18 protein-coding genes are annotated in these 18,902 nt (G+C 66.4%); 7 read left to right on the top strand and 11 right to left on the bottom strand.

Annotation, left to right across the window (positions count from 1 at the left end; all coding sequences use genetic code 11):
- Positions 1 to 4 precede the first annotated feature (4 nt).
- Positions 5 to 481: a peptide-methionine (R)-S-oxide reductase MsrB gene (gene msrB, locus ACP156_RS17380; RefSeq protein WP_425052624.1), complete on the bottom strand. Its 477-nt coding sequence runs from the start codon at positions 479 to 481 to the stop codon at positions 5 to 7.
- 240 nt (positions 482 to 721) lie between these two features.
- On the opposite strand from msrB, the gene cobS reads away from it, so the two are divergent.
- The 5 genes from cobS (at position 722) to ACP156_RS17355 (ending at position 6,579) form a co-directional block, all read left to right on the top strand.
- Positions 722 to 1,708, top strand: coding sequence for a cobaltochelatase subunit CobS (cobS, locus tag ACP156_RS17375; RefSeq protein WP_425052623.1), 987 nt, complete (start codon positions 722 to 724; stop codon positions 1,706 to 1,708).
- A 199-nt stretch (positions 1,709 to 1,907) separates the two neighbouring features.
- Positions 1,908 to 2,306: a hypothetical protein gene (locus ACP156_RS17370; protein WP_425052622.1), complete on the top strand. Its 399-nt coding sequence runs from the start codon at positions 1,908 to 1,910 to the stop codon at positions 2,304 to 2,306.
- Between the two features lie 42 nt (positions 2,307 to 2,348).
- Entirely contained in the window at positions 2,349 to 4,226 is a 1,878-nt protein-coding gene (gene cobT / locus ACP156_RS17365) for a cobaltochelatase subunit CobT (protein WP_425052621.1), read from the top strand.
- Positions 4,227 to 4,358: 132 nt separating this feature from the next.
- A complete protein-coding gene (locus ACP156_RS17360; protein ID WP_425052620.1) occupies positions 4,359 to 6,173 on the top strand; it encodes an aminopeptidase P family protein in 1,815 nt (604 codons plus the stop codon).
- Between the two features lie 64 nt (positions 6,174 to 6,237).
- On the top strand, positions 6,238 to 6,579 hold the full coding sequence (locus tag ACP156_RS17355) for a DUF427 domain-containing protein (RefSeq protein WP_425052619.1): 342 nt from the start codon (positions 6,238 to 6,240) through the stop codon (positions 6,577 to 6,579).
- Positions 6,580 to 6,708: 129 nt separating this feature from the next.
- On the opposite strand, the gene ribD is transcribed toward ACP156_RS17355, so the two are convergent.
- The 4 genes from ribD to ACP156_RS17335 form a co-directional block, all read right to left on the bottom strand.
- Entirely contained in the window at positions 6,709 to 7,806 is a 1,098-nt protein-coding gene (ribD, locus tag ACP156_RS17350; protein ID WP_425052618.1) for a bifunctional diaminohydroxyphosphoribosylaminopyrimidine deaminase/5-amino-6-(5-phosphoribosylamino)uracil reductase RibD, read from the bottom strand.
- A 29-nt stretch (positions 7,807 to 7,835) separates the two neighbouring features.
- The gene (gene nrdR / locus ACP156_RS17345; protein ID WP_275634876.1) at positions 7,836 to 8,306 is read right to left on the bottom strand and encodes a transcriptional regulator NrdR; all 471 of its coding nucleotides are present in this window, start codon (positions 8,304 to 8,306) and stop codon (positions 7,836 to 7,838) included.
- 91 nt (positions 8,307 to 8,397) lie between these two features.
- A complete protein-coding gene (locus ACP156_RS17340; RefSeq protein ID WP_425052617.1) occupies positions 8,398 to 9,411 on the bottom strand; it encodes a hypothetical protein in 1,014 nt (337 codons plus the stop codon).
- Positions 9,408 to 9,836, bottom strand: coding sequence for a secondary thiamine-phosphate synthase enzyme YjbQ (locus ACP156_RS17335; RefSeq protein WP_425052616.1), 429 nt, complete (start codon positions 9,834 to 9,836; stop codon positions 9,408 to 9,410). The genes ACP156_RS17340 and ACP156_RS17335 overlap by 4 nt, the downstream gene beginning before the upstream one ends.
- A 579-nt stretch (positions 9,837 to 10,415) precedes the next feature.
- Here ACP156_RS17335 and ACP156_RS17330 point away from each other — a divergent pair.
- A complete protein-coding gene (locus ACP156_RS17330; RefSeq protein ID WP_425052615.1) occupies positions 10,416 to 11,090 on the top strand; it encodes an SDR family oxidoreductase in 675 nt (224 codons plus the stop codon).
- On the opposite strand, the gene ACP156_RS17325 is transcribed toward ACP156_RS17330, so the two are convergent.
- The 6 genes from ACP156_RS17325 to ACP156_RS17300 all read right to left on the bottom strand — a co-directional run bounded on the left by ACP156_RS17325 (position 11,084) and on the right by ACP156_RS17300 (position 18,522).
- Positions 11,084 to 11,608 (bottom strand): DUF4166 domain-containing protein, encoded by a 525-nt coding sequence (locus ACP156_RS17325; protein WP_425052614.1) that lies wholly within the window; start codon positions 11,606 to 11,608, stop codon positions 11,084 to 11,086. The genes ACP156_RS17330 and ACP156_RS17325 overlap by 7 nt on opposite strands.
- On the bottom strand, positions 11,601 to 12,062 hold the full coding sequence (locus ACP156_RS17320; protein ID WP_425052613.1) for a thiol-disulfide oxidoreductase DCC family protein: 462 nt from the start codon (positions 12,060 to 12,062) through the stop codon (positions 11,601 to 11,603). Before ACP156_RS17320 ends, ACP156_RS17325 begins: the two co-directional genes overlap by 8 nt.
- 10 nt (positions 12,063 to 12,072) lie before the next feature.
- A complete protein-coding gene (locus ACP156_RS17315; protein ID WP_425052612.1) occupies positions 12,073 to 12,339 on the bottom strand; it encodes an HlyU family transcriptional regulator in 267 nt (88 codons plus the stop codon).
- A 429-nt stretch (positions 12,340 to 12,768) separates the two neighbouring features.
- Positions 12,769 to 14,757 carry an RNA polymerase sigma factor RpoD gene (gene rpoD / locus ACP156_RS17310; protein WP_425052611.1) on the bottom strand — a complete coding sequence of 663 codons (1,989 nt, stop codon included), beginning with the start codon at positions 14,755 to 14,757 and terminating at the stop codon, positions 12,769 to 12,771.
- Positions 14,758 to 14,875: 118 nt separating this feature from the next.
- Complete coding sequence (gene dnaG, locus ACP156_RS17305) at positions 14,876 to 16,900, bottom strand: DNA primase (protein WP_425052610.1); 2,025 nt, start codon at positions 16,898 to 16,900, stop codon at positions 14,876 to 14,878.
- A 185-nt stretch (positions 16,901 to 17,085) separates the two neighbouring features.
- Positions 17,086 to 18,522 (bottom strand): Glu/Leu/Phe/Val family dehydrogenase, encoded by a 1,437-nt coding sequence (locus tag ACP156_RS17300; protein ID WP_425052609.1) that lies wholly within the window; start codon positions 18,520 to 18,522, stop codon positions 17,086 to 17,088.
- Between the two features lie 87 nt (positions 18,523 to 18,609).
- Between ACP156_RS17300 and ACP156_RS17295 the strand changes: the two genes are divergently transcribed.
- Complete coding sequence (locus ACP156_RS17295; RefSeq protein WP_425052608.1) at positions 18,610 to 18,894, top strand: hypothetical protein; 285 nt, start codon at positions 18,610 to 18,612, stop codon at positions 18,892 to 18,894.
- Positions 18,895 to 18,902: the final 8 nt, after the last annotated feature.

Genomic DNA, 18,902 nt, shown 5'->3' with positions numbered 1-18,902 from the left:
CGGCTCAGGCCGGGGTGAAGGTCAGCGCGATGCCGTTCAGACAATGCCGCTTGCCGGTGGGCTTCGGGCCGTCGTCGAAGATGTGCCCAAGGTGCGAGCCGCATCGGCGGCAGTGAACCTCGGTCCGGGTGATGAACAGCTTGCGATCGGGCTTGGTGCGCACCGCGTCCTCGATGGGCGCCCAGAAGCTGGGCCAGCCGGTGCCGCTTTTGTACTTTGTCTCAGAGGGATAGACCGGCAGCTTGCAGCCCTTGCAGTGGAACGTGCCCGCGCGCGTCTCGTCGTTCAGGGGGCTGGTGAAAGCCCGCTCGGTGCCTTCGTCGCGCAGCACGTCGTATTCGGCATCGCTCAGCATGGCGCGCCATTCGGCCTCGGACCGGCGCACCGTGACATAGCGCGCATCGGTCGCGGCGCGGCTTGCGCCTGCGCGCAGAAGCGCAATGGTGCCGGCGGCGGACAGAACGAATTCCCTGCGGTTCATGGTCTGCTCCTTTTCTCTGTTATAGTGCTGGCAGACACGGGACGCGGCGCCGATCCGCTCCGCCACCTCGCGAAACCGTGACCAAAGGTGGCCCCGCCCCATCGGCTGTAGCGCCCGGACGGCGGCATACGGCGACGGACGGCGGGTGGCGTTGACCTCATCCCGATAATCTTACATGAAGGCCCGTGGGCGCCGCGCCGCGGCGCCGCATGGAACGAATTCCCTGAAGCAGAGGTCGAAATGGCGGACGGAAACCTGGATGTGACGGCGAAACCGACCGAAGAGCTCGACGTTCGCGACGTCTTCGGCATTGAATCAGAGATGAAGATCAAGGGCTTCGCTGACCGTTCGGACCGCGTGCCGGATGTCGACAGCACCTACAAGTTCGACCGCGACACCACGTTGGCAATCCTTGCCGCCTTCGGGCGCAACCGCCGCCTGATCATCCAGGGCTATCACGGCACCGGCAAATCGACCCACATCGAACAGGTCGCCGCGCGCCTGAACTGGCCCTGCGTGCGTGTGAACCTCGACAGCCACATCAGCCGGATCGACCTGATCGGCAAGGATGCGATCAAGCTGAAGGACGGCAAGCAGGTCACCGTGTTTCAGGAAGGCATCCTGCCGTGGGCGCTGCGCAACCCGACAGCCATCGTGTTCGACGAATACGACGCGGGCCGCGCCGACGTCATGTTCGTGATCCAGCGGGTGCTGGAGCATGACGGCAAGCTGACGCTTCTGGACCAGAACGAAGTGATCACGCCCCACCCGTATTTCCGCCTGTTCGGCACCGCGAATACCGTGGGTCTGGGTGACACGACGGGCCTGTATCACGGCGTTCAGCAGATCAACCAGGCCCAGATGGACCGCTGGTCGCTGGTCGCCACGCTGAACTATCTCAGCCACGATGCCGAGGCGGCGATCGTGCTGGCGAAGAACCCGCATTACAACAACGAGAAGGGCCGCCGCGAGATCAGCCAGATGGTCTCGGTCGCCGATCTCACCCGGACCGCCTTCATGAATGGCGAGTTGTCCACGGTCATGTCGCCGCGGACCGTCATCAACTGGGCGCAGAACTCCGAGATTTTCCGCGACATCGGCTATGCCTTCCGCGTGACCTTCCTCAACAAGTGCGACGAGCTAGAGCGTGAAACGGTGGCCGAGTTCTACCAGCGCTGCTTTGACGAGGAACTGCCCGAAAGCGCCGCGTCGGTCGCGATCGCCTGATCCGGCGGACATGCCAGACACCAAGCCCGGGCCCTGCGCCCGGGCTTTTTCGTTGCGCCGCACAGGTTGCCCGCCCCAACGCCGGGCCACGCCTTAACGCCGCCGAAAGCCGCGACTGCTAGACACGCCCCGGGCCGGCAAGATCCGGCCCCAGTATTGCCCAATTGATCGGCAAGATTTTTGGGGTAAGGTCTAGATAATGAGCGGAATGAAAACACAGGTCACCCTGTGGACAGTGCTGCTCCTGCTGACACTGTCCCCTCCCGAGGCCCGCGCCCTCGACGCGGTGGACCTGCCACGCCAATTCGCCAACTGCACAGGCCGCTATTCCGCCCTGATGGAACATCACTGGCTGATCGGAGAGACCGGCGACAACCGGGCCGAGCGGCGGCGCAACTCTTTCGCCGCGATGCTGGACGCCGTGCGCGCGCCCGACACGGGCCGCACCGTTCTGGCTTGGCGGATCGAGGCGAAAGCCGCGCAGGCGGCTTTGCTGCTGGTCGCGACCTTCGGCACCGATCCCGGGCGCCGCGCGAGTGCGGCGGCAAGCGCTGCGGACCATATCGCCCGCTGCGACCAGCTGATGCTCGAAGGCTGATTCCGCCTTGCGTTCGGGCCGCATCGGGCCGATGTATCGGGCATGAAGAAGCCCAACGACAACCCGGCAGATCCCTTCAAGAAGGCACTGGCAGAGGCGACCCGCGTTCTTGCGGACGACCCCGAGCTTGCGGTTACCTATTCGGTCGACCCGCCGGGGCTGGGCAACGACTCTGTCCGGCTGCCGCAGATCAGCCGGCGGATGACCAAGCAAGAGGTGCTGCTGGCCCGCGGCACCGCCGACGCCTATGCGCTGAAGCTGAAGCATCACAACGCGAAGACACACAACCGCTATTCCCCGCAGGGCCAGATGGCCCGCGACCTGTACGAGGCGATGGAAACCGCCCGCTGCGAAGCGGTGGGCGCGATGACCATGCCCGGCACCGCGTCGAACATCGACGCCAAGATCGCGAACGAGGCGGAACGACGCGGCTATGGCTCTATCACGCAGGCGTCCGAGGCGCCGCTGGCTGCCGCCGCCGGTTACCTGATCCGCCACCTCGCGACGGGCCGCCCGGTCCCCGCCGCCGCCGCCAACGTGATGAACCTGTGGCGCGACTTCATCGAAGAGCACGCGGCGGATACGCTGGGCAACCTTGACGAAACGTTGAAGGATCAGGCCGCCTTCGCCAAGTTCTCGCGCAAGATCATCGAGGATCTGGGCTACGGCGACCAGCTGGGCGACGACCCCGACGACATCTCGGAAGACGACGAGGATCAGGCAAGCTCGGACGAGCAGGAAGAAGAACCCGATTCCACCGGCTCGGAAGACGACCAGTCCGAGGATGACAGCGAGGCCGCGCCGGAGCAAAGCCAGGAAGAACAGATGGACGCCGCCGAAGCGCAGGTGTCCACCGACGAGATCGACGACATGGAGATGTCGGAAGAGACGGAGATGCCCGAGGGCGACATGCCCCTCGAACCTCCGCCGCCCCCGCCCCACTCCGAGGCCGATCCGGGCTACAAGGTCTTCACCACGGCCCATGACGAGGAAATCCGCGCCGAGGAACTGGCCGAACCGCAAGAGCTTGAACGCCTGCGCGCCTATCTGGACCAGCAGCTTGAACCGCTGAAGGGCGCCGTGTCGCGTCTGGCCAACAAGCTGCAACGGCGGCTTCAGGCGCAGCAGAACCGCAGCTGGGAGTTCGACCTCGAGGAAGGCACGCTGGACGCCGGACGGCTGGCGCGCGTCGTCGCCAACCCGACCACGCCCCTGTCGTTCAAGACCGAGAAAGACACCGAGTTCCGCGACACCGTGGTGACGCTGCTGCTGGACAACTCCGGCTCGATGCGTGGGCGTCCGATCTCGATCGCCGCGATCTGCGCCGACGTGCTGGCGCGCACGCTGGAACGCTGCGACGTGAAAGTCGAAATCCTCGGCTTCACCACCCGCGCGTGGAAAGGCGGCCTGAGCCGCGAAGACTGGCTGAACGCCGGGCGCGAACAGGGACCGGGCCGTCTGAACGACCTGCGCCACATCATCTACAAGTCCGCCGACGCGCCGTGGCGCCGGTCGCGCGACAACCTTGGTCTGATGATGAAGGAAGGTTTGCTGAAAGAGAACATCGACGGCGAAGCGCTGGAATGGGCGCACCGCAGGGTCGCCTACCGCCCCGAGGCGCGGAAGATCCTTATGGTGATCTCGGACGGCGCGCCGGTGGATGACTCGACCCTTTCGGTGAACCCCGCCAACTACCTCGAAAAGCACCTGCGCGACGTGATCGCGATGGTCGAAAAGCGCAAACAGGTGGAGCTGCTGGCCATCGGCATCGGCCACGACGTGACGCGCTACTACGACCGCGCGGTGACGATCACGGACGTGGAACAACTGGCCGGCGCTATGACCGAGCAACTGGCAAGCCTGTTCGACAGCGACCCGCGCGCCCGCGCGCGCATTATGGGCATCCGCAAGGCGTCCTGAGCCCCGCGCCTTTCGCCTGCTTCGACCCAGCCCCTTTGCGGGCCCGGGCGCGCCGTCTGACGCGCCCGCATCCGTCCCTCTGGCATCTTCCGCGACGATTGGGCAGTCTCGCCGCAAACGACAGGAGCCCCCATGTTCCAGACTTTCGACAGCACCAGTTCCCCCGAACAGGGCCCGCCCCGGCTGGCCGCGCTGCGGCGCGAGATCAAGGCGGAGAAGCTTGACGGGTTCATCGTCCCGCTCGCCGACCAGCATCAGGGCGAATACGTCGCCGACTGTGACAAGCGGCTGGAGTGGCTGACCGGCTTCACCGGTTCGGCCGGCTTCTGTGTCGCGCTCGCCGACCGTGCGGGTGTCTTCGTCGACGGCCGCTACCGGGTGCAGGTGAAGGCGCAGGTCGCCTCGGACTACACCCCCGTCGACTGGCCCGAGACCAAGCTGGGCGACTGGCTGGCCGAGGCCCTGCCCGACGGCGGCAAGGTCGGTTTCGACCCGTGGCTGCATACGCTGGGCGAGATCGAAGCGGTCGAGAAACGCCTGAAAGGCACCGGGATCACGCTGGTGGAAAGCGATAACCTCGTCGACCGCATCTGGGACGACCGTCCCGACCGTCCCTGCGAGCCGGTGACCCGCTATCCCGACGACATGGCTGGCGAAACCGACGCCGAGAAACGCGGCCGCCTCGCCGCCGCCCTGCGCGACGCGAACCAGCAGGCGGCGGTGCTGACCCTGCCGGACTCGATCTGCTGGCTGCTGAACGTGCGCGGCGCGGATATCCCGCGCAACCCGGTGGTGCAGGCCTTCGCCATTCTGCACGACGACGGCAAGGTGCAGATCTTCTCGGACGAGGCGAAGTTCCGGGGCCTCGCCACCGACAAGGCCGTCGACATCGCGCCGTGGGATGCCTTCGAGCCGGTGCTGACGCAGCTTGACGGACCGGTCCGCGTGGACAAGTCCAGCGCCCCGCTGGCCGTGACACGGGCGCTGCAATCGGCGGATATCACGATCTCTTACGCCGACGACCCCTGCATCCTGCCCAAAGCCTGCAAGAACGACACCGAACTCACCGCCGCCCGCGCCGCCCACCTGCGCGACGCCGCCGCGATGTGCGAGTTTCTTGCGTGGGTGGACGCCGAGGGCCAGAAGCTTGCCTCGGACAGCGGCCACAAGGTGACCGAGACCGACGTCGTCCGGGCGCTCGAAGGCTTCCGCCGCGCGACCAACGCGCTGCAAGAGATCAGCTTTGATACGATCTGCGGTTCTGGCCCGAACGGGGCCATCGTCCACTATCGCGTCACCGAGGACACCGACCGTCGGCTTGCCCCCGGTGAGTTGCTTCTGGTCGACAGTGGTGGCCAGTATCTCGACGGCACCACAGACATCACCCGCACCATCGCCATCGGCACACCCACCGACGAGCAGCGCGCCTGCTTTACGCGGGTGTTGAAAGGCATGATCGCGATCTCGCAGGCGCGCTGGCCCAAGGGACGTTCGGGCCATGATCTCGACGCGCTGGCCCGCATCGCGCTGTGGCGCGCCGGGCAGGACTATGACCACGGCACCGGCCACGGCGTCGGGCAATACCTGTCGGTTCACGAGGGCCCCGCCCGCATCAGCCGCGTGTCCGACATCGCGCTGGAGCCCGGGATGATCCTGTCGAACGAGCCGGGCTACTACCGCGAAGGGGCGTTCGGCATCCGGATCGAGAACCTCGTGGCGGTGCAGAACGCGCCCGCCCTGCCCGGCGGCGATGCGCACCGGGCGATGCTGGACTTCGAAACGCTGACATACGTGCCCATCGATCTTGCACTGGTCGATGCAGAGCTTCTGGACCGCGACGAACGCGCGTGGCTCAACGCGTACCACGCCGAATGTCATGCGCGTCTGGCGGACCGCGTGTCCGAGACGACGGGCGACTGGCTGTCGCGGGCGACCAAAGCGATTTGAGATGTTGTTGTTACGGTAGGGGTGCTACAACCCACCGGACACAAGACGTAGGGGACGGACGGATATGACAAGCCACATCAAGACCCGCAAGGCACCGGGCACGTGGGTGGTGCGCGCCGGCGGCGCTGTGCTGGGCGAAACCACCAACGCGGTTGAACTGACCGAGGGCGACTATCCGGCGGTGATCTACTTCCCCCGCGAAGACCTTGCGATGGCCTTCCTCGAACCGTCCGAGACCCGGTCCACATGCCCCTACAAGGGCGACGCGGTCTATTACACCATTCAGGCCAAAAGCGGCCCGATCCCGGACGCGGCGTGGAGCTATGAGACGCCGAAAGAAGGGCTAGAAGCGATTGCCGGGCACCTTGCCTTCTACACCGACCGGGTTGCGGTAGAGCAGCTCTGAGCCGCCTTTCGCGGGCGACTCACCGGAGGGTCACAGGGGACTCACGGGGGGCGCTGCCCCCTCTGCGCCTGCGGCGCATTCACCCCCGGGATATTTCTGGACCAAAGAAGGCGGCGCCAGCGCAGCCCGTCAGGCGTCGCGGTCCCAGACGTGCATCGCGTCCGGGCCGACCTGCCGTGTCTCGGTCAGCGTGAACCGGGGCGCGTCGCCAAGCCGGTCGACGCCCATCGCCCCCAGCGCCGGACGCCCTTCGGCCCCCAGCGCGAGACCGGCCTGAAAGGTGACGAGACGGTCCACGAGGTTGCCCGCGAGCAATGAGGCCGCAAGCGCGCCGCCGCCCTCGCAGAACACGCGGGTGATGCCCGCCTCTCCCAGTGCGTCCAGCGCCGTTTTCGGGTCGATCTGCCGGGCGCGCCCGGTGTCCAGCGGGATCAGCCGCGCGCCAAGGCTTTCCCACGCAGAGGTCAGATCCGGGCTGGCGTCGCCGCCGTGGCACAACCAGACCGGTACGTCCCGCGCGGTGCGGGCCAGCCGTCCGTCCAGCGGCAGGTCAAGATGGCGCGACCAGACCACGCGTACAGGCTGCCGCACCGGGCCGAAGTCGCGCACCGTCAGGTCCGGGTCGTCGGCGCGCGCCGTGCCGCCGCCCACCAGCACCGCGTCGTGGTCCAGCCGCATCCCGTGCACCAGCCGCCGCGCAGCGGGGCCAGTGATCCAGCGGCTCTCGCCGGTCGCCGTGGCAATGCGCCCATCAAGCGAGGTGGCGAGTTTCAACGTCAGGTGCGGCCTGCCCCGCTGGATCCGGCTGAGAAACCCCGCCTGCTGCCGCCGCGCCTCGGGGAACATCACCCCGGTGGTCACCGCGATCCCTGCCGCTCTTAGCCGAGCGATGCCGCCGCCGTCGACGCGGGGGTCCGGGTCCTGCAAGGCGACCACGACGCGGGCCACCCCCGCCGCGATCAGCGCGTCGGCGCAGGGCGGCGTCTTGCCATGGTGGGCGCAGGGTTCCAGCGTAACGTAGGCCGTGGCGCCCCGCGCGGCCCCGCCCGCCGCGGCAAGCGCCATCGCCTCGGCATGTGGTCGTCCGCCGGGCTGGGTCCAGCCGCGTGCGATCACCCGGCCGTCCTTCACCAGCACGCAGCCGACAGCGGGGTTGGGCCAGACGTTGCCCAGCCCCCGCGCCGCCAGCGACAGCGCGTGGCGCATGTGCCGGAGGTCGTCGCTCATCGGAAGGTCACCGTCCCGTGGGGCGGCGGTCAGACCGCATCGGGCGGCAGGTGCGGGCGCAGTTCGCTGACGAAGTCCTCGAAGTCGTCCGCCGCCTGGAAGTTCTTGTAAACGCTGGCGAACCGGACGTAGGCCACGGTGTCAATCCGGGCGAGGCTTTCCATCACGATCTCGCCGATGGTCTTGGACGGGATGTCCGTCTCGCCCATCGACTCCAGACGCCGCACGATGCCCGAGATCATCTGGTCGATGCGCTCGGGTTCCACCGGGCGTTTCTGCATCGAGATGCGGATAGAGCGTTCCAGCTTGTCGCGGTCGAAATCCTCGCGGCGCCCGTTCGACTTGATCACCACAAGATCGCGCAGCTGCACCCGTTCATAGGTCGTGAAGCGTCCACCACAGGCCGGACAGAACCGCCGCCGGCGGATCGCCACATGGTCCTCGGCCGGGCGCGAGTCTTTCACCTGAGTGTCGATATTTCCGCAAAACGGACAGCGCATGGCCTCTCCATTGATCCCAGTCCCCGGTTATCCACAGCGACTATAGGGGAGCACCGAGAGGTTGGGTAGCCCCCGAAACCGGCCACCGGATTTAGCGTGGCATGTGTTGCCGCTGGGTTGCTTGCACCCTGCCCGCCATCTGCGACAGGGGTGTGTCGAGGAACTGCTGATAGGTCATCCGCAGGCTTGAAACCGGCTCTCCGGCGATGCGCGCGCGCCATGTGTCCAGAAACAGCGGCGCGAAATCGAAGCGGCCGCGCAGGATGCGCTCGCGCTCGGCCTGAAGCCGCGCGGGCGTCAGGTCGGTCCAGTCGGTGACGCGCACCACCGGAAGGTCGGCAAACAGCGTGCGGATCGGCAGATCCTCGACCACCGGAACCGAGCCGAGGATCAGCGCCTCCCACGTGCGGTGGCAGTCCATGCCCCGCCCCCGCGGCGACAGGGTGAAGAAATGCCCGGTCGAGGCGCGCCAGCTTTCTGCGCGCGGCATCGGTGCGGGCTGCCAGTGCACCGTTTCGGGATCGAGCCGCGCCCTCATCGTCTCACGCGCCGTGTTGCCGGTGGCGAAATGCCAGTTCGAGAAGCCGGTGACCTCGCGCTGCGAAAGCGGCTTGCCCGCACGGCGGATCGCGTCCAGTTCCGCCTCTTGCACCGCCGGCGTCGCGGGCGGGCCCCAGCCGGGTTTCCGCCCGATGGACAGCGTGTGGTAGTCAAGGCCAAGCGGCAGCGCCGACAGCCGCGGGTGCGTCATCGCAAGGTTCTGGGCGTGCCAGTGGCGCAGGCCGGGATGGTACAGCAAGGCCTCCAGAACCTCCTTGCGGACCTGTCCGGGGCGGATGTCGTTGGTGCTGTTTCCGGTCACCAGCGTGAACGGCCCGGCAATCCGCGGCAGCACACGCGCAACGAAGCGGTCCAGCAGTTCTGGCTGCACGTAGACCGAATCGCCCGGGCGATGGCGGCGCAGCATATCGCGGGGCAGCTTCGGGAATCGCCCGGGACGCGGCACACCCCGCGCCGCGATGCTTTTCAGCAGGCCGAAGTTCGACACGAAACGGCAGGCCGTCTCGTCACCGCCGTAGCGCCCGTTGTAACTTGCGTCGTTCATCCCGCGGCAGGCACCAGCATCGCCGCCACCTCGCGCCGGTGCGGTCGGGCGCGATGCTCGAACAGGTAGATCCCCTGCCACGTCCCCAGCACCATGCGGCCGCCGACCACCGGGATCTGCAGGCTGACCGGCAGAACCGACGCCTTCAGATGCGCCGGCATGTCATCAGGGCCTTCCAGCACATGCGTCAGGTAGGACATCGAGGGATCGTCGGCATCGGGGATCAGCCGCTTGAGCCACGCAAGCAGGTCGGTCTTCACATCGGGGTCCGCGTTTTCCTGCACCAGCAGCGAACAGCTGGTGTGACGCACGAACAGCGTCAGCACGCCGTCGCGGGCGCCGCCATTGGACAGCCACCCCGCCACCTCGCGGGTAAACTCGTACAGGCCCGCGCCGCGGGTCTCGATCCGGAAATTGCTATACACGCGCCCGATCCTCTTGGCCGGATCATCAGCCCGATCCGGCCGCAAGGCAACCGGCCCCCGCGATTGACGCGAGGGCCGTGTCCGTTCTGCCCGCCTCAGGCGGAGCCCGTCTCTGGCGCAGGCTGCGCGTTGACGGTGATCGCGCCGGTCCGGGCAAGCCGCCGCAGCGCCGCGCGGGCCAGCTTGATCTGTGACGCCTTGGCTGCGTCCCATGCCGACCGAAGCTCGTCCTCTGCCGCGTCCGGGTGCGTCGCCTTGTAGGTCCCGGTTCACATGTAGCGGGCGAGACTGCGCGCGGCCTGCCGGTTTTCCACCGGTTTCTCCGGCGCGGGGCTGGTCTGTGTCTTCATGATGTCCTGTCCTGCTCGGGCGGCCTTGTGCCGCCTCGCCCGACAGATACGCCGCGCCCGGCCCGCCGGATGCGGCGTTCGCGACATGGTCGCAGGAATACGCCGCTTTTCTTGCGCCGCCCGCGCATTACCTCTCTCCCCTTCCTGCTTCTTCGGTCCGGAAATATCCCGGGGGAGGCCGCAGGCCGGGGGCAGAGCCCCCAGCGACGACAGACACGGGAGAGACGACATGACAGCGAAGACCCTTTTCATCACCGGCGCCTCCAGCGGGATCGGGGCCGAGACCGCCCGCGCCGCGGTCGCCGCAGGCTGGAACGTGGGGCTGTTCGCACGGTCCGAGGACAAGATCTCGGCGCTGGCCGAAGACCTCGGAGACGCCGCCCTGCCGCTTGTCGGCGATGCCTCGGACCTTGGCGCGCAAGAGGCGGCGCTGTCGCAACTGGCGCAGCAGTTCGGGTCGGTCGATGCGGCCTTCGCCAACGCGGGGACCGGGCTTGATACGCCCGGCATTCTCGAGGGCGATCCGGCGGAATGGCAGGCGATGATCGACCTCAACTGCATGGGCGTGCTTTACACCGCGCGCGCGGCCTATCCGCACCTGAAGGACAGCAAGGGACATCTGCTGATGACCGGCTCGGCGGCGGGGCGGACCCATATCGCGGGCTCGATCTACGGGGCGACCAAGTGGTTCGTCCACGGGCTCGCCGGGAACCTTGCCGAGGACATGCGCGGCTGGGGCGGGCGCTGTACCGTGATCGCGCCGGGGATGGTCGACACGCCGTTCTTCTCCGAGGCCAAGCCGGACAAGCTGCACCCGTCCGACGTCGCCCGCTCGGTGATGCATGCGCTGCAGGCGGACCCGCGCGCCACGGTGCGCGAGATCTTCGTGATGCCAAGCTACTGAGGCGACAGCGTTCCGCGATAGCGGATCAGCGGCCCGAAAAGCGGCAGCGACGCACCGATGTCGAAGGACAGCATGTCGCCCTCGGCGACTTCCCGCACCGCGGCTTTGGGATGCAGGGCGCGCGGGGCGGGCAGCCCCCAAAGCGACAGTCCCACGATCCGCAGGGCAAAGCCGCCCGCGACGGGCTCCGGCGCCATCAGCAGCCGGAAGGGACCAAGCCGCTCGGACACGAGAGCGCGCTCGGGGAGGAACCGCAGGTCCGACCGAGTGACGTGGGTGCCAAAGCGCCGGACCCACGTCGCGCCGGTGGCGGTCAGGCGAACCTCGACGGTGACCGGCACCTCTGCCGCCTCGGGCGGGAAGCCGCCCCATCCAAGCAGCAGCGGCACCGGGAAGCGGCGTCCGCGCTCGATATGCGCCCTGCCCCGCCACGCCGCACCTCCGGCATGAAACGCGGCCAATGGCGGCGGCAGCGGGATGCCGCGCGCCGCGCAGGCCAGCGCGATGGGGTCAGCCAAGGGCGAAACCGCCGGGCAGGAACCGCGCCCGCAGGTCCGCATCCGGCACCATGCAGGCGTCGTAGCGGCCGAACAGCCGATAGCGGTTGCGCGCAATGACGCCGTAGGCCGGGTCTTTCAACGGTTTCGGCAGCCACCGCACCGCGCCCAGCACCGGCCACGGCCCCGGCAGCGCCCGCATCGCGGCTGCGAAGGCGTCGAGCTTGCCGTAGATGCAGCCGCCGACGATCACGAGGTTGGTCTCGAAGTCGTCAATCGGCAGGCCCAGCGCCGTGTACAGCGCATGCCCGAGTTCGGACTGCGCCGTGGCGTAGGAAAACCGCCTCTCGCGGTCCCGCGCCAGCATGAAGCGGAAGAAGCCCGAACAGAGGACGCATTCACCATCGAACACGATGACGTCGCGCCCTTCGATGCGGGCGCGCAGGCCCTCGGGCAGATCGGCGACCGGTGTCATCGCGCCGGGGTCAGGTGAAGATGCGCTCGCCCTGCTCGTCGATCATCTGCCGCGCCTTTGCGGTCGAGACGTCTCGGGCGGTCTGCTCATCCTCGATGGTATCGGCGCGGACCAGCTTGTGGACCTTGCCGTCCTTCTCGATCCGCGCCGCCACGCGCCAGCGCGGCCCTTCCTTGATCGGCTCGGGGTAGATTGCGAAACCGTTGTGCTCTTCGGGCTGGACCTGCGGGGCCGACGCGCCGCCGCCGCCACCGAACAGACGGGAAAGAAGGGACATGGGGGATCTCCTGTTGCCGGACGGTTGTCGCATTTGGCCGCGGGCGGGGTCAAGCGATGGGGGGCTGGGTGGGATGGGGTGGAACCCGATCCTACGGGGCTCGCCGGGGTGGCGGGGTGGTGGATGGGGTGGAACCCCATCCTACCGGCGCAGCGTTACCTGGGTGGCGGATGGGGTGGAACCCCATCCTACGGGTCATCGCCCTTGTAGGATGGGGTTCTACCCCATCGCGACGGCCATCTCCATAGTAGGATGGGGTCCAGCCCATCGCGACGGGCCGTCCCCGTTGTAGGATGGGGTTCCACCCCATCGCGACGCGCCGCCTCCGTTGTAGGATGGGGTTCCACCCCATCTGCCCACCCAATCTCCCCGAACCCCCAAACGAAAAACGCCCCCGTGTCCGGGGGCGCTGTCGTAAACATGGTGGCGTTACTGATCCAGGAACGACCGAAGTTTCCGCGACCGGCTGGGATGCTTGAGCTTCCGCAGCGCCTTCGCTTCGATCTGCCGGATCCGTTCGCGGGTGACCGAGAACTGCTGGCCGACCTCTTCCAGCGTGTGGTCGGTGTTCATCCCGATGCCAAACCGCATCCGCAGAACGCGCTCTTCGCGCGGGGTGAGCGAGGCGAGAACCCGGGTCGTGGTCTCTTTCAGGTTTTCCTGAATGGCCGAGTCCAGCGGCAGGATCGCGTTCTTGTCCTCGATGAAATCGCCAAGCTGGCTGTCTTCCTCGTCGCCGATCGGCGTTTCGAGAGAGATCGGCTCTTTGGCGATCTTCATCACCTTGCGGACCTTCTCGAGCGGCATCTGCAACTTCTCGGCCAGTTCTTCCGGCGTCGGCTCGCGGCCGATCTCGTGCAGCATCTGGCGCCCGGTGCGGACCAGCTTGTTGATCGTCTCGATCATGTGGACCGGGATACGGATCGTCCGCGCTTGGTCGGCGATCGAGCGGGTGATTGCCTGGCGGATCCACCACGTCGCGTAGGTCGAGAACTTGTAGCCCCGGCGATACTCGAACTTGTCCACGGCCTTCATCAGGCCGATGTTGCCTTCCTGAATAAGATCAAGGAATTGCAGGCCGCGGTTCGTGTATTTCTTGGCGATCGAGATCACAAGGCGAAGGTTCGCCTCGACCATTTCCTTCTTGGCCTGCCGGGCTTCTTTCTCGCCCTTCTGGACCTGCGCCACGATGCGGCGGAATTCCGAGATGTCGACGCCGACATACTGACCGACCTGCGCCATGTCGGACCGAAGCTGGTCCACCTTGTCGGCGGAACGTTCGATCAGCGCCTGCCAGCCGCGGCCGGACTTTTCGCCCATCCGCTCCATCCAGGTCGGGTCAAGCTCAGAGCCTTTGTATTCGTCGATGAACTCGCGGCGGTTGATGCGGGCCTGGTCGGCCAGCTTCACCATGGACGAGTCGATCGACATGATCCGGCGGTTGATGCCGTAAAGCTGGTCGATCAGCGCCTCGATCCGGTTGTTATGAAGGTGCAGCTCGTTCACCAGCAGCACGATCTCGGACCGCAGTTGCTGATACTCGCCTTCCGCCGACGCACTGAACGAGCCGTCCTCGTTCAGCGTGGCCGACATGCGAAGGTCCTGCATCTCGGACAGACGGACATAGTCGTTGGCGATCCGGTCCAGCGTCTCCAGCACGCGCGGTTTCAGCGCGGCTTCCATCGCGGCCAGCGACATGTTGGCCTGATCGTCCTCGTCATCGTCGTCATCGCTGCGAAGCGGGTTGCCGTCGGCGTCGAGTTCCTGCTGGCCCTCTTCCTTCTTCTTCGCGGCCGGCGCTTCGGACACCGACAGGTTCTCGACCACGGGTTCGTCGTCATCCTCGCCCATCGACCGCCCGAAGGTGGTTTCAAGGTCGATGACGTCCCGCAGGAGAATGTCTTCGGACAGAAGTTCATCACGCCAGATCGTGATGGCCTGGAAGGTCAGCGGGCTTTCGCACAGCCCGGCGATCATCGTGTTCCGGCCCGCCTCGATCCGCTTGGCGATGGCGATCTCGCCCTCGCGGCTCAGCAGTTCGACCGAGCCCATCTCGCGCAGGTACATGCGCACTGGGTCGTCGGTACGGTCGAGCTTTTCCGTCTCGGACTGGGAAACCGCGACCTCGCGCGAGTTCGAGGTCTCGACGATGTCCGTCGATCCCTTGTTCTCTTCTTCCTCGGTCTCTTCGGCTTCGATGATGTTGATGCCCATTTCGGACAGCATCGACATCACGTCCTCGATCTGCTCGGACGAAACCTGGTCGGGCGGCAAGACCTGATTGAGCTGATCGTAGGTGATGTAGCCCTTCTCACGCGCCTCGGCGATCATCTTCTTGACCGCAGCCTGGCTCATGTCGAGCATCACTTCCGGCTCTTGATCGTCCTGCTTGCGGTCGTCCGTATCTTTGGCGGCCATTGGCACTCCTTCGAAAAGCGGCAGCGTGATTCGTTTCAGTTTACCGAATCACACAAGGCGAATCACTGATTCGCGCCAATTTATCCTGTTTCCTTTACCGATTCGTCACCGAATCGTCTCAGGTCGACTTTCGCCCGGGCTTCTTGAACTCGATCTTGGCTATCAGCGCATCAAAAGCGCTGCGTTCGTCGCGGCTCATTTTCGCTCCCGTCGGCGCGGTGTCGTATTCCGTCGTGTCCTCCTGCGAACCGGTCTCCGCTCTTTGCTTAGCTAGAGCGGCCTGGCTCAATCTCCACGTCAGACCTTCATCGGCCAGCCGGTCGATATCCTGCATCGCCTCGCTGATCTCCCGTTCGGCTCCGCGACGCGCTTCCAGCTTGGCGAATTCTTCGGCGAGACACAGCAACGCTGTCTCGCTGTCATGGGGATGCCGCACCGCCGGAATGACGGCTATGTGGCTTTGCGCGAAGAGCTTTTCAAGGGTCTCGGCGCCGGTTTCCTGCGCCACCAGATCACGCAGTTCGGCAGGCTCCGCCCCGGCGTGGCGCAAAAGCGCCATCTGCAAACGCGCGTGATCGGGATTGGCCGGATGCAGCCCTTCCAGTTCGCCCGCGATCTCGGGCAGCAGGTGGGGATGGGTCAGAAGGACGGCGAAAATCACCGCCTCGCGGACCTGATCCTCGACCGCGGTGCCCTCGGCCGCAAGTACCGAGGCGCGCAGTCCCGGCGTCGCGCCGGGGGTGAAGTCGCGACCGAATCCGCGCCCGTTGCCGCGTCCGAATCCGCTTTGCCCGGCTTCCCCGAATCCCCGCCGCGGCGCGCCACGATCATTGGCCGGGCGGTCCGAGCCGCGGTTGCCGCGAAACAGTTCCCAGCGCAGTCGATTGATCTCGTCGCCATAGTGCTTCTTCAGCGATGGATCGGGGATCTTGCGGATCGCCTCGCGCAGCGACTTGTCCAGCGCCGCCTTGCGCTCGGGACTGTCGAAGATCTTGCCCTCGGTCTCGCGCTGCCACAGCAGGTTGACCAAGGGCTGCGCGGCGTCGATCACCTTGTGCATCGCCCCTGCCCCGCCGTCGCGGATCACGTCGTCCGGGTCCTTGCCCGCCGGCATGATCGCGAAGCGCAACGACTTCCCGGCCTCAAGCTGCGGCAGCACCATGTCGATCAGCCGCATCGCGGCGCGCAGACCGGCGGTGTCGCCGTCCAGCGCGATGATCGGCTCTGGCGCGATGCGCCACAAAAGCTGCAACTGATCCTCGGTGATCGCGGTGCCAAGGGGCGCCACGGTGGCGCCGAACCCGGCCTCGGACAGGGCGATCACGTCCATGTAGCCCTCGGCGACCAGCAGTGGTGCGCCCTTCCCCGCCGCCTCGCGCGCGGGGCCATGGTTGTACAGGCTGCGGCCCTTGTCGAACAGCTCGGTCTCGGGCGAGTTCAGGTACTTGGCGTTGTCCGAGGGGTCCATCGCCCGCCCGCCGAACGCGATGGCGCGGCCACGGGCGTCGCGGATCGGGAACATGATCCGGTTGCGGAAGGTGTCATAGGGCCGCCCGTTGTCGCGGGTCGAGGCCTTCGCCAGCCCCGCCGCCATGATCAGGTCCTCGGGAACGCCCTTGCCGCGCAGATGATCCCACAACCCCTGCCAACCCGGCGCGGCAAAGCCGATGTCCCAGCGCGCCTGTGCCTCGGGCGGCAGCCCGCGCCCGGCAAGATAGTCGCGCGCCTCGGCGGCGGCACCGGTGTTCAGCTGCAGGCGATAGTGCTGCACCGCCTGCTCCATCACCTCGGCCAGCTGGGTGCGCCGGTCGGCCTTCTCCTGCGCCTTCGGATCGCGGGCGGGCATCTGCATCCCAACCTCGCGGGCAAGGATCTCGACCGCTTCCATGAACCCCACGTTCTCGGTCTCGCGCACGAAGGTCACGGCGTCGCCCTTCGCGTGACACCCGAAGCAATAGTAAAAGCCCTTGCGGTCATCGACGTGGAAGCTGGCGCTTTTTTCCTGATGGAACGGGCACGGCGCCCACATGTCGCCCTTGCCCTGATTGGACTTCCGTTGATCCCACATGACCTTGCGCCCGACCACCTGCGAAAGCGAGGTGCGGGTGCGGAGTTCATCAAGGAAACCGGGGGGCAGACTCATGCCCGACAATATCGGTCCGGGGCGTCCGAGAGTCGAGATGCCGCGCGCGACGGATGCGGATTTCCCGGCGCCGTACCCGCCGAATGGCGCGGGTCTGCCAGTCGCACACAGGCCTTGCGGCACGATCTTCCGGAAGACCGTGCCGGGCAGGTTTTTCTAGAAGATCCTGTTAACCCTCGCGCCGCCTACAGGCCCTTTTCCTTATAGCTCAGCGCCACGCGGCTGATCGACACGATGTAGGCCGCCGTCCGCAGGTCCACCACGTCGTCACGGGCATGCCAGACCTCGGACATCGACTGGTAAGCCTCGCGCATCGTGTCATCGAGACCCGAGCGCACCAGTTCCAGTTCGTCGGCGCCGCGCAGGTAGCGGCGCTTGAAATCCGGGCTCATCGACCACGCGTCGCCAAGATGCTCGTCCAGCCGCTGAAGCTCGTCGACGATCAGTTGGTGGCGCGCTTCCTCTTGCCGGCGGCCCATGCGGCCAAAGCGGATGTGGGACAGGTTCTTGACCCACTCGAAGTAGGACACCGTCACACCGCCCGCATTGGCGAACATGTCGGGGATGATGATGCAGCCCTTCTCGCGCAGCACCTCGTCGGCCCCGGCGGTGATCGGGCCGTTCGCGGCCTCGATGATCAGCGGCGCGCGGATGCGGTCGGCGTTGCCAAGGTTGATGACTCCCTCCATCGCCGCCGGGATGAGGATGTCGCAATCCTCTTCCAGCACCGCAGCGCCGGTCTCGACGTACTGCGCATTATAATAGCCCTTCACCCCGCCGTGCTTGACGATCCAGGCGCGCACGTCGTCAACGTCGATGCCGGCCTGCGACACCAGCGCGCCGTCGCGCTCGATAATGCCGGTGATGATCGCACCATCCTCGGACGACAGGAACTTGGCCGCGTGATAGCCCACGTTGCCGAGGCCCTGAACGATGACCCGCTTGCCGTCCAGCTTGCCCGACAGCCCGGCCTTGGCGATGTCCTCGGGGTGGCGGAAGAACTCTTGCAGCGCGTATTGCACCCCCCGGCCCGTCGCCTCGACCCGGCCGGCGATGCCGCCCGCGTGGATCGGCTTGCCGGTGACGCAGGCGCTGGCGTTGATGTCGGTGGTGTTCATCCGGCGGTACTGGTCGGCGATCCACGCCATCTCGCGCTCGCCGGTGCCCATGTCGGGCGCGGGCACGTTCTGCGAGGGGTGGATCAGGTCGCGCTTGGCCAGTTCATAGGCGAAGCGGCGGGTGATCAGTTCCAGTTCATGCTCTTCATACTGGCGCGGGTCGATGCACAGCCCGCCCTTCGAGCCGCCAAAGGGCGCTTCGACCAGCGCACATTTATAGGTCATCAGCGCCGCCAGCGCCTCGACCTCGTCCTGGTTGACACCAAGCGCATAGCGAATGCCGCCCTTCACGGGCTCCATGTGTTCGGAATGAACAGAGCGATAACCGGTGAAGGTCTGGATCTGGCCGCGCAGGCGCACCCCGAACCGCACCGTATAGGTCGCGTTGCAAACCCTGATCTTCTCTTCCAGCCCCGGCGGCAGGTCCATCAGCGCGACGGCCCGGTTGAACATCAGGTCGACGGACTGGCGGAAGCTCGGCTCTCGGGTGGCGTGGGTGTTCATCGGGGCCTCCAGACTGTCGCGGCGCGCCGCCGCGCATTTGTGCAGTTTGCGATTCCTTCACGCTAAACCGATTCGCATGTCCGCGCGGTGAAAGAGTTCATCCCTGCCGTGTATGCGTGCCGGAACCGGCAGTCGCGCGCCGTCGTAATGACCATCGAAGGCCGCGCGATGCGGCCGCTAAGCAGATTCCCGCAAATCGCGCGCCGATTCTCCAGAAGCCCGGAATTGAAGGGAATTTGTTTCCTGCTCTCCCGGAAATTGCATCTGGGGGCGAAACACTATCCCGGCACGGACAACATTGAGCGGAAAACCATATTCTTGCCACAAATCCCGCGCAACCCGGCCCGGTTAACGGTGCAAATCTTAGGTTGAATTATTGA

This window comes from Psychromarinibacter sp. S121 (assembly GCF_049801035.1).
Classification (GTDB): Bacteria; Pseudomonadota; Alphaproteobacteria; order Rhodobacterales; family Rhodobacteraceae; genus Psychromarinibacter.
Note: the sequence above shows the minus strand (reverse complement) of the source record. Positions and strands in the feature narration are given on the sequence as shown.